Annotated in this window: 7 protein-coding genes; 2 read left to right on the top strand and 5 right to left on the bottom strand. The window is 66.6% G+C overall.

Annotation, left to right across the window (positions count from 1 at the left end; genetic code table 11):
• Window positions 1-78: 78 nt before the first annotated feature.
• The 3 genes from trbB to ACSQ2H_RS22870 form a co-directional block, all read right to left on the bottom strand.
• Entirely contained in the window at window positions 79-1,053 is a 975-nt protein-coding gene (gene trbB / locus ACSQ2H_RS22880) for a P-type conjugative transfer ATPase TrbB (RefSeq protein WP_436063748.1), read from the bottom strand.
• Window positions 1,043-2,971: a type IV secretory system conjugative DNA transfer family protein gene (locus ACSQ2H_RS22875; RefSeq protein ID WP_436063747.1), complete on the bottom strand. Its 1,929-nt coding sequence runs from the start codon at window positions 2,969-2,971 to the stop codon at window positions 1,043-1,045. Before ACSQ2H_RS22875 ends, trbB begins: the two co-directional genes overlap by 11 nt.
• A 64-nt stretch (window positions 2,972-3,035) precedes the next feature.
• Window positions 3,036-3,932: a hypothetical protein gene (locus tag ACSQ2H_RS22870; protein ID WP_436063746.1), complete on the bottom strand. Its 897-nt coding sequence runs from the start codon at window positions 3,930-3,932 to the stop codon at window positions 3,036-3,038.
• 202 nt (window positions 3,933-4,134) lie between these two features.
• On the opposite strand from ACSQ2H_RS22870, the gene ACSQ2H_RS22865 reads away from it, so the two are divergent.
• Window positions 4,135-6,039 (top strand): BCCT family transporter, encoded by a 1,905-nt coding sequence (locus ACSQ2H_RS22865; RefSeq protein WP_436063745.1) that lies wholly within the window; start codon window positions 4,135-4,137, stop codon window positions 6,037-6,039.
• A 20-nt stretch (window positions 6,040-6,059) separates the two neighbouring features.
• Here ACSQ2H_RS22865 and ACSQ2H_RS22860 read toward each other — a convergent pair whose 3' ends face one another.
• Window positions 6,060-6,284, bottom strand: a complete 225-nt coding sequence (locus ACSQ2H_RS22860; protein WP_436063744.1) for a hypothetical protein — start codon at window positions 6,282-6,284, stop codon at window positions 6,060-6,062.
• A gap of 213 nt (window positions 6,285-6,497) precedes the next feature.
• Here ACSQ2H_RS22860 and ACSQ2H_RS22855 point away from each other — a divergent pair, with 213 nt between their 5' ends.
• A complete protein-coding gene (locus ACSQ2H_RS22855) occupies window positions 6,498-8,123 on the top strand; it encodes an alpha-amylase family glycosyl hydrolase (protein WP_436063743.1) in 1,626 nt (541 codons plus the stop codon).
• Between the two features lie 84 nt (window positions 8,124-8,207).
• Here ACSQ2H_RS22855 and ACSQ2H_RS22850 read toward each other — a convergent pair whose 3' ends face one another.
• The gene (locus ACSQ2H_RS22850; RefSeq protein WP_436063742.1) at window positions 8,208-11,081 is read right to left on the bottom strand and encodes a PAS domain S-box protein; all 2,874 of its coding nucleotides are present in this window, start codon (window positions 11,079-11,081) and stop codon (window positions 8,208-8,210) included.
• Window positions 11,082-11,394 lie beyond the last annotated feature (313 nt).

Below are 11,394 nucleotides of genomic sequence, written 5' to 3'. Positions count from 1 at the left end.
TCCGGGCAGCGACCGGGCCAGGGCTCAGTCTAGGTCGAGGCGGGCTCCTCGCGTAGCCGCAGAAGCGCTGAGGCGTTTCTACGGCGCGGCGGGCCGCAGGACGTAGCCTCCCGCTCGCCACCCTTCGACCCGGACGAGGCCCTCCAGCCGCCGACCTCCGGGCGCCCGCCGAAGAAAGGCGATGAGATCCACGGCCTGGCCGATCGCCCGTCTCGGCACGACGGCGGCGGCTTCCCCGATCAGGTCTTCCAGACGACCCAGGGCGTCCTCGGCGCTGTTGGCGTGCAGGGTCGCCAGGCCGCCTGGGTGGCCGGTGTTCCAGGCCTTTAGGAGATCAAGCGCCCCGCCGTCTCTCACCTCGCCGATCACGATGCGGTCCGGCCGCAGCCTGAGCGCGGCGCGCACGAGTTCGGCCAGGCTCACCTGCGGATCCTGGCGGCGGGTCAGCAGGGCGATCTGATCGCGCGCCGAGCACTGAAGTTCGGCGGTGTCCTCGATCAGCACGACCCGGTCCTCGGCGAAGGCCGGCAGGGCGAGCACCGCGTTGGCCAAGGTGGTCTTTCCCGCCCCAGTTCCGCCCGCAATGAGGATGTTGGCGCGGGCCTGCGCAGCGCAGCGCAGGATATCGGCCTGAGCCGCGGTCATGGCGCCCGCGCGCACATAGTCGTCGAGCCCGAAGATGCGCTCGGGCCGTTTGCGGATCGCAAAACTGGGGGCGGAGACCACCGGCATGTAGACGCCCTGGAAGCGGTCTCCGGTTTCAGGGAGGGTGGTGCTCAACATTGGTCGCTCGCGCGTCACCACCTCGCCGGCGTGGTCGGCCACCAGCCGCAGAACGCGGTCGGCGTCCGCCGCCGCCATCCGCTCGCCGCTGAAGCACCGGCCTTCACCAGCTCGTTCGATCCAGATCGCGCCATCGGGATTGACCATCACCTCGACGACGCTTGGATCAGCCAACGCCGCGGCCACGACAGGGCCCATGGCGTGCCTCAGGGCCAGCACCCTGCGTTCGAGGGCTTGGCCCGACGCCGTGTTCGACGCCTTACTCGTCATCGGCATAGATCAGATCGGCAATGCTAAGGCCCCGCAGGCCCGCGTCCGCCGCATCGTCCGGCCGCGCGCCCGCTTCACGCAGCGGCGGCAGGTAAGGCTCGACCGCGGTGACCCCAAGCCAGTCGATCGGCGGCGGACCGGGCACGTCGAGCGTCTGGCGGGTCTGTGCGTGGCAGGCCCGATCCCCGTGGTAGAAGTCGCGAGTCAACGCGGCGAGCGCCGGCTCCTCGTAGAACTTGAGCTTATCGGCCAGAAACGGCTTGGCGTTGTTCACGAACAGGAACTGCTTTGCGGCGTCGAGCCCGCGCACGTCCTGTTCGGCCAGGATGAAACGTTCCGTCTCGGACTGGCTGCGGGTGCGGTGTCCCCCGCCGAACAGCCGCCGCGGATCGCTGTAGCTCTCGCGCATCTCCAGGGCGCGTCCGGCGCGTCGGACGATGCGCTCGATGCTGCCGGGCTCGGAGCTCGAGAAGGCCGCAGTCAAGGCGCAGTTGTCGAAGATCGAAGTGTGCACGCCATAGTGCTTGAAGACGTCGTTGAAGCTCTGACAGATCAGGTGCGCCGAGAGACCGTAGCCCGCCATTTCGCCAAGCGCGCTTTCCAGGAACGGCAGGGCCCCGAGTTTGGGAAACTCGTCCAGCATCAGCAGCACCTTGTGGTGCTTCGGGCGGCGGCGGCTGTCGACGTCGATGGTCTCCATAAGGCTGTTGAGCGACTGGCGCAGCATCACCCGCACCAGGAAGGCCAGCCGGTCGGCGTGGGCCTGGGGGGTGATCAGATAGAAGCTGACCGGAGCCTCGGCGCAGGCGAGGTCGCCGATGCAGAAGTCCGACCAGCTGGTCGCCGAGGCCACCAGCGGGTCGGCCCAGAGCGCCAGAGACTTCTGGGCCGTGGCCAATACGCTCGAGCGCACCCGGCGGTCCATGTTCCTGATCGCCGTCGCGCCGAGCCAGACCTCGGGGTGCACCTCGGCGATGCGTTCGCCCTGCGCGTCCCGCGCAAGGCCGTCCGACTGGCTCGCGTCCGGGCGCCAGCGATGCCTGGAGCCGAGCATGGCGTCGAGGGTGTCTTCGATGTCGATCAGCAGCCGGCGGACATGGGCGAGATTCTTGTCCTCGTCGGCGGCGGTGTAGAGGACGTGCAGGATCAGCGCGGTGAAGAAGTTGGCGGCGCTCTGATCGAAGAAGTCGAGATGGCCCTGCCGCGCCCCCATCGGATCGACCAGGATGCCGACGATATTCTGCACGTCGGCGGTCTCCATCGCGCCGCGCCGGACCTCGAAGAGCGGGTTCCAGCGGGCGGTATGGGGGTCGGTGGGTGCGAAGTAGAATGTGTGGGAGAACGACCGCCTATGGTCGGCCGTGATGTGCCAGATTTCCCCCTTGCGGTCGTAGACGAAGAGGCTCTGGTCCCAGGCCAGCACCGTGGGCACCACATGGCCCGCGCCCTTCCCGGATCGGGAGGCGCCCACGATGATGCAGTGCTCGTCGCTTCTGAAGGTGAGCAGCCTACCCTTGAGACGCCCGAGCACCCGGCCTACCGGAGCTTCACCGTTGAGCAGTCCGGCCCTCCGCGCATCGCCGAGGCCGCCCCACGCGCGCAGCCCGAACGCCTTGGGTCGCGCCACGAAACGCCGTGTGGCCGCTGCAAAGAGACCTGCCGGAACCAGAAACACCGCCAACCCGGCAAGCGCCGCGGCGTCGAACACCCCGCCGTAGGCTGCGCCATAGCGTCCCTGCCAGACGAACACCGACCAGGGTGCGTAGACCTGCACGCCGCCCGGCAACGAAAGGCCCGTTCCCAACGCCGCATGATAGCCGAGCAGATGCGCGGCGAGCTGGGTGGCCGCAATCAGCCCCAGGACGCTCGCCCCGCACGCCGACCCGACCAGCCACATCGCACGCGTGCTCGGCGCCACCGCATTGCCCCCCACTGACAGGGCCGCAGCAGAGCCGTTTGCAGCGTAGGCTACAATTCCGCAGTTATGCGGGTCGCCCCGCCTTGGGCGCGCGTCCGGGCACGCAATCCCAGACCTGCGGCGGCAGGTGGTGCAACGCTTCGCGCAGCTGCAGGTGAGGCTTCGCCGAGGCCCGCAGTTCCATCGGCCAGCGCGACGTATAGCTGTAGGTCACAGAGTACCGGTCTCGATCCACCGGCGGCTGGGCGCGATGGAACAGCCGCGCGCCATCGAACGCAAACACGGTTCCCGGCCCTCCGACCACCGCAATACGCTCCTGCGCGGGAATATGAAGATCGGCGACGGCCTCCGAGAGATAGCCGCTGCGATAATGCAGCGCCTGGCGAACCTCGGTGGCGGGCAGATACTCGAACGGTCCATCCCCCTGTTCCACGGGGCTGAGATAGACGATCAGACGAAGGACCTGCAGGTCTTCCATGTCGGTGTGCCAGCGCCGCTGGTTCACCGTCGCCCCATCGGCGAGCTCACATTTGGCGGCCGCGCCCAGGTAGAAGACCGGGGTCTGCACGTACCGCTCCACCAGCGACAGGAGCTCGGGGGCCAGGCCCGCGGCGTAAACAGCCGGCGGCATCTGAGCCGAACTGCTCTGGATCGTCGTGGTCGTCGCGCCCGGCGACTTCAGCTCGTCCAGTCGGCGCACGATGGTCTGCCGGTCCGAGAGCGATAGTTTGAGAACCTCGGCCTCGAGCAGGTCCGGCTGCCAGAAGGCGGCGGCCCTCAACGCCGCAATGCCGGCGGCCGCTGCGGGCGTCTCATACGTCGCGTGGATAAGGTGAGCCTTTATCCGGCGAGCCCGTCCCGCCACCTGCAATGAGCGCGGCCAGAATAGATAGAGGAACCATCTGCGCGCCTTCTCGGCGAACGGACCCCACGCCAGAACAGGTGCGGCGCGGGTGGCCATGGAACACCTTTCGAAAGCTTGGCGGTCACTCGACGGTCCGAACCGCTCACAGTCAAGGCTGCCCGCGCCCATTCACAAAACATTGTTATTTTTCTTAATGTCTGCGTTGCCCTCGTTCGCCCGACGTTCAGCACCAAGCCGCGCACGGCGCCGGGCGGCGCTATAGCTGGCGTGTCGCCGAAACGCGCGGCTAGAATGAGCGATGATCACGATGAATATGAAGCCCCGCGTCTTTTGGGGGGCAAGCCTGATCATCGGCCTGCTTCTCGTCGGCACCCTCATCGCTCCGGGTCCATCGGATGTGGCTTTCCGAGCCGCGCAGGCCTGGGTGATCGACACCTTCGGATGGTTCTACATCGCCGCCGTGGCCGGGTTTCTGGGTCTGGCGCTCTTCCTGGCCCTCAGCCCGACAGGCGCCTTGAAGCTGGGTCCCGACGACGCCGAACCTGACTTCCCCTATGTCTCCTGGCTCGCGATGCTCTTCGCTGCAGGCATGGGCATCGGGCTGATGTACTTCGGCGTCGCCGAACCCATCCAGCACTACACAAGCCCGCCCGACGCCGCCCCCCGCACCTTCGCCGCCGCGCGCGAGGCCATGGGCATCACCTTCTTTCACTACGGCGCGCACGCCTGGGCGATCTATGCCCTGGTCGGTCTCAGCCTGGCGTTCTTCTCCTATCGCAAGGGACTGCCGCTGACTTTGCGCTCCGGGCTCTATCCCTTGCTTGGGAAGCGAATAGACGGCCCGATCGGCGATGCGGTCGACATTTTCGCGATCTGGGGCACCACCTTCGGCATCGCCACCTCCCTCGGCTTCGGCGTATCGCAGATGAACAGCGGCCTGACCTACCTGTTCGGCGTGCCGGACAATGCGTGGGTCCAGGTCGGTTTGATCGTCGTGGTGATGTCGGCTGCGACCGCCTCCGTGCTCAGCGGCGTCGGCCGCGGCGTGCGCCGCCTGTCAGAACTCAATCTGATCCTGGCGATCTCGCTGATGCTGTTCGTGCTTGCGGTAGGCCCCACCGTCTTTCTCTTCAAGGCTCTCGTTCAGAACTTCGGGTTCTATCTCGATCATTTCTTCGAGCGAACCTTCACCCTCTACGCCTATGAGCCTCGCGCCTGGATGGCGGATTGGACTCTCTTCTATTGGGCCTGGTGGATCGCCTGGTCGCCGTTCGTCGGCATGTTCATCGCCCGCATCTCCCGGGGGCGCACGGTCCGAGAATTCGTCCTCAACGTCCTTCTAGTGCCGGCCGGCTTCACTTTCCTCTGGATGACCGTGTTCGGAAACACAGCCATAAGCCTGGATATGGGCCAGGCCGCCGGCGCCATATCGCGAGCCGTCAGCACCGATCTTTCGACGGCTCTCTTCTACTTCCTGGAACAGCTTCCCGGGGCCGGGATCACCTCCGCCCTGGCGATCGCGCTTGTGGCGGTGTTCTTCGTCACATCGGCCGACTCCGGAGCGCTGGTGATCGACACCATCGCGTCGGGCGGCGCAGACGACACCCCCCGCTGGCAGCGTCTCTATTGGTGCCTGCTCCTGGGACTGGTCGCGGCCCTGCTGCTGCTCGCCGGCGGCCTGGGCGCGCTGCAGGCGGCGACATTGGTCGCCGCCCTGCCCTTCACAGTCATCATGATCCTGCTCGCGATCGGCCTCGTTCGACAGATGAACGCCGACCTCGGCGGCCGGCAGGTCGAGACTGACGGAGCCCCCCTATCCCAGCAGATCAAGCTCATCCCCTCTCCGGCGAGCCGCAGCGAGATAGAGCGGCAGATCGACCAGGTCGGGATTCCAGCGCTCGAGACGGTGCGCGCGGCCTTGGAGAGCGAGGGACTCGTAGCCGAAATCGTCAGGGACAGTCAGGGCGCTCGCCTGACCGCGCCGGCGCCCCATGGACCTGACTTCCTCTATCAGCTGACGGCTCACGAGCGGCCCCGGCCGGCCCTGACAGCCCGCGAGGCGCCGGAGCGCGGCCGCCGGATGGAATGGCGGCTCTGGGCGAGGTCCGAGGACGTGAGACGTTCGCGCGACGTCACCGGCTTCACTCGCGAGCAGCTGGTCTCCGATCTGCTCGAACACCTACGTCGCTGGCGTCTCGCCTAGATCGGCCATATTGGCCGCCCTCAGGATTTTCGCTTCTGCTGGTCGTTAGCCTCGAAGTCGCGCTTGCGGCTGCTTTGATGCGCGTGATGGACATCCGCTTCGCCGCCGCCCCCCGACACTTTGCTATGGCGGCTGTAGCGGTCAGGGTCGTTGGGGTCCTTCACGACCGGATCTGGCCGCGGCTTGGATCTGTCTTCATGGCTCGCGCCGGGGCCGCCCCAGCGCTCTGAATTCTTGTCGGGCATGATCGGGCTCCTTCCCTAGATCGAACCGACTGCCCGTAGCGTCGGTTCCTCCCTCCCCGATAACGTCCCGGGCGAAACGCGGTCGTAGCGTGTTTGGCCGGCGGACGCCGATATGCGGCCGGTCACGACCAGCGGCGATGAGGCGCTGTCTCTGCCGGAACGCTTACGCCCAGCCGCTGTTGTCTGCCTCGGGCACGGGAGGAGCAATCGCTCATGCTTGCCGACGACCCCAGGGCGCTCGCGCACGAGGACTTCATCTGGTGGCGGCACGGCGTCATCTACCAGGTCTATCCCCGGTCCTTTCAGGACTCCGACGGCGACGGCGTCGGGGATATCGAGGGGCTCGTCAGCCGTCTCGACTACCTCTTAGAACTGGGCGTGGACGCCATCTGGCTGTCCCCGATCTTCGCTTCGCCGATGGCCGACTTCGGCTATGACGTATCGGACCATCGGGCGATCGATCCGCTGTTCGGGAACAGACAGAGCTTTCGCCGCCTGGTCGAGGAAGTACATCGGCGCGGCCTGAAGCTGATCCTCGACTACATCCCCAATCACACGTCCGAGGCGCACGCCTGGTTCGTCGAGAGCCGCGCTTCGCGTAGCGGCCCGCGGCGCGACTGGTACGTCTGGCGCGATCCAGCGCCGGACGGCGGGCCGCCCAACAACTGGCGCGGAGAGTTTGGCGGCCTTGCCTGGACGTGGGATCGCGCCAGGTCGCAGTACTACTATCATGCCTTCCTCCCCTCCCAGCCGGACCTCAACTGGCGCAATCCCGAGGTGGCCCGGGCCATGCTGGAGGTTCTGGATTTCTGGCTCGACGAGGGTGTCGACGGATTCCGCGTCGATGCGATCCATCACCTGTTCGAGGACGATCGGCTGACCGACAATCCCCCGAACCCCGATTGGCGGCCGGGGCAGGCGCCAACCGAACAGCTGCTGCGCACCCACACGGTCGATCAGCCCGAGGTGCACGACGCGATCGCCGCCATGCGACGCCGCCTCGACGTTCGCCCTCGGGACCTGGTCCTGATCGGAGAGGCTTACCTGCCCCTCCCCCGCCTGATGGCCTACTATGGAGGAGCCCAGGACGGCTTCCACCTGCCGTTCAACTTCCACCTGATGTCCACCCCGTGGACGGCCGCGGCGATCATGGATCTGGTCTGCGCCTACGAAACCCTGCTGCCCGAGGGCGGCTGGCCGAACTGGGTGCTCTCGAACCATGACCGCTCTCGCCTGGCTTCCCGGCTGGGGGTCAGGCAGGCCAGGGTGGCCGCTATGCTGCTGCTCACCCTGCGCGGCGCCCCTACGCTCTATCAGGGCGACGAGCTGGGCATGACAGACACGCCGATTGCGTCGACGCAGGTCCGCGATCCCTGGGAGCTGCGCACCCCCGGGCTGCAGCTCGGCCGCGATCCGGTCCGCACGCCGATGTTGTGGTCGGATGCGGAGAACGCCGGCTTCAGCACCGCCGACCCGTGGCTGCCCCTCAGCCCGCACTGGCGGGAGATCAACGCCGCCCGGCAATTGGAGGACGACACCTCCATCCTGCGATTTTATCAGGCTCTGCTTCGCCTGAGACGCAGCGACCCGGCGCTTTGGGGCGGAGACTTCGCGGCTTTAATGGCCGAAGAAGGACTGCTGGTCTACGAGCGAAGCTGGCGAGCACGCCGCCGCGTGATCGTCCTGGACATCGGCGGACGGGGCGGGCGCCTGGATCTGCCGGCCGGCGAGATTCTGCTGTCGACCACGCGCGAAGGTGAAGGCCAGCAGGTTGGAGGCGCCTTCGAGGTCGCGCCCAATTGCGGCTACATCATCGCACTGGAGTCGCCGCCGGCCTAATAATGTCGGGTTTGGCTCAAACCTGCGCCGCGGCGCTCAGCTGACACGGCAGAGATGGACGGACCGGCGTCTCGTCGACGTTTTTCAGCTGGCGATGATCTCGCTGACCTTGGCTGCGAGATCGGCCACTTGGAAGGGTTTGGTGATCACTTCCATTCCCGGCGGGAGGTGGCCGTTACCGACCGCTGCGTTCTCGGCGAAGCCGGTGACGAACAGCACCTTGAGCGTCGGACGCGTCGCCCGCGCCGCGTCGGCGACCTGGCGCCCGTTCATGCCGCCGGGAAGCCCGACGTCCGTGACCAGCAGATCAATCCGTTGATCTGACTGGATCACCTGCATGGCGGACAGTCCATCCTGCGCCTGCACGACCGTGAAGCCGGCCTCAGACACGACATCAACCATCAACATCCGGACGGTCGGCTCGTCGTCGACGATGAGCACGACCTCGCCTGAGCCGAGCTCCGGCACGATGGCGGCGCCGACCGGGTCGACGTCGACGTCGCCGGCATGCCGCGGGAGGTAGAGGCAGATCGTCGTGCCTTTGCCGGCCTCGGAGTACACGCGGACCTGGCCGCCGGACTGCCGGACAAAGCCGTGAACCATCGACAGGCCCAGACCTGTGCCCTCACCGATCGGCTTGGTGGTGAAGAACGGATCGAAGATGCGTTCTACGATGTCCTTGGGAATGCCCGAACCGGTGTCGGTGACGCAGACGGAGAGGTACTGTCCTGACGCCAGTTCCCGCTCACGGGCGCCGCGGTCGTCCAACCATTTGTTGGCTGTTTCGATGGTGATGCGGCCGCCTTCCGGCATGGCGTCGCGGGCATTGATCGCCAGGTTGAGCAGGGTGCTCTCAAGCTGCGCCGGATCGATCAGCGAGGGCCAGAGTCCCGCTTGCCCGACAACCTCCACCTCGATCGATGGGCCGACGGTCCGGCAGATCAGATCTTCCATGCCGTAGATCAGCTTGTTGATGTCGGTCGGCTTCGGATCGAGGGTCTGGCGCCTTGAGAAGGCAAGCAGGCGTTGGGTGAGCGAAGCGGCGCGTCGGGTCGAAGACTGCGCGCCCTGCAGGTAGCGGTCGAGGCCATCCACCCCGCTGCGCGCCAGCCCGCGTTCGATCAGTTCCAGACTTCCGCCGATGCCCGTCAGCAGGTTGTTGAAGTCGTGGGCGATGCCGCCGGTGAGCTGGCCGACCGCCTCCATCTTCTGCGCCTGCCGCAGCGCTTCATGGGCCTCGGTCAGTTCCTGAGTGCGCTCGGCGACCCGCTGCTCCAGCGTCTCGTTGGCGGACTGCACGGCCTGGAAGAGCCGAGCGTTGTCGATGGCGATGGCGGCTTGAGCGGCCAGGCCGACCATGCGTCGCTCGTGATCGACTGTGAACTTTCCCGCATCCGAATGGCCAAAGAAGAGCCCGCCCAGCACCTCGCCGTTCCGCGCCGTGACCGGGACCGCAAGATAGCTTGAGACCGGTAGGTGGCCTTCCGGCATGCCTTTGCGCGGCGTGTTCAGTCCATAACGGGGATCGAGCTTAATATCATCCGAGCGGACGATGCCTTCGCCGCCGAAAGTGGGTGCGAAGACCGCGGTGTTCCTGGGCATGGGGAAGGCCTCGAACGCTTCGCGAGGCACGCCCGACAGGGTGTAGAGCATGTAGCTCTCACCAGCCTGGTCGATGACATTGTAGAAGAAGGCGCCGAATTCGGCGCCGGTGAGTTCCACGCCCGTGTCGGTCACCGCCTGCACCACCCTGCCCAGGTCACGCTCGACGGCGGTGACGGCGGCGGTGCGGTTGAGCGCCTCCAGAGCCTGCGTCTGTTCGCGCAGGGCGACCTCCGCGCGCTTCTGTTCACTGATGTCGACGACGAACTTGAAGCCGACATTGTCCTGCAGGCGCTTGGCGGCGAAGAGGCCCCACCAGCGCGATCCGTCCTGGCGGACGTACTCCTTTTCGACCGGCGTGGTTTCGCCGGTCGTGCGCAGTTCCGACAAGGTCTGTTCAGCCGTCCCCTGCCACTCCGCAGCGGTGAGGGATTGGATGCTCAGGCGCCCGGCTTCCAAGTCTTCGCGGGAATAGCCGCTCATGCGCAGAAAGGCGTCGTTCGCCTCGAACATCTTCCCGTCGAGATCGAAGGTGATCGCCCCGACGGTGCGGATTTCCAGCGCGGTCCGGAACCGGGACTCGCTCTCCCTCAGAGCCTCCTGAGCCAGGTGCGCCTCTGTGACGTCGGATCCCTCGCACATCACGCCGACCACCGCTCCATCAGCGTCGCGGAGCGCCTCGTAGACGAAGGTCAGGTAGCGGGTCTGCACCGAACCGTCAGCTTGCCGGAAGGATGCGGGTTCGGCCGTCGACACATGGCGGCGGCCGGTTGCGTAGACCTCGTCCAGAGTCTCGAAGAAGCCTTGCCCCTCGATGTCTGGGAAGGCTTCGCGCATTGTGCGGCCCACCCAATCGGCGCTGCTGAACAGGCTTCGATGCGCGGCGTTCACGAACTCCACGACGTGGTCGGGACCCCGCATGGAGACGATGAAGCCCGGCGCCTGCTCGAAGGCCTGGAGAAGGCGCTCGCGCTCGGTCGTCGCGCGCCGTTCAGCGAGCACCCGCCCCGTGGTTTCCGGCGAGATATTGAGGACGGCCGCAACTGAGCCGTCGGCTTCGTAGAACGGCGAGAGCGAATAGCTGAACCAGGCGTTCTCGACGCCGCCGCCTTCAAGCCTCGCCATGACGAAGGGCGCGTCTTCGAAGTGGAACGATGACCCGTCCGAGCGCACGGCGTCGAACTGAGGCTGCAGTTCCTCCCAGATCTCAGCCCAGACTTCCGAGCCCGGCCGACCAAGCGCGGCGGGATGCTTGGCGGCGAGGATCTTCCGGTAGGCGTCGTTATAGATCAGCGTGAACTCAGGTCCGGTCCAGAGGCAGACCGGAAACGGCACGTCGAACATCGAGCGGACCATGGTCTTGACCGCGGGCGACCACCGCGCGGGATCGCCCAGAGCCGTAGCGGACCAATCAAGCGCACGGGCGATTTCACGTACCTCGCCTCCACCCGCGAAAAGGACTGCCGCCGCGTCGTTGTAGTTGTCGCCTCTCACAAGCCCCCCGAAGTCGACGCACTTACTCTTGTCAGCCACGCCCAACGACCCAGGCCGGCATGGGTTCCGCGTTGGGCGGACAGGCTGGCTGATGCGGCGATCTGCGATGCGCCGCCGGCGAGATCGGGAGCGCAGAGCCATTGCCGCTGGCGAATGATCACGGTCAACCGCAGCC

Origin of the sequence: Phenylobacterium sp. LjRoot97 (genome assembly GCF_964254345.1) — a bacterium.
GTDB lineage: Bacteria > Pseudomonadota > Alphaproteobacteria > Caulobacterales > Caulobacteraceae > Phenylobacterium.
This window is presented reverse-complemented; position numbering and strand designations above follow the sequence as displayed.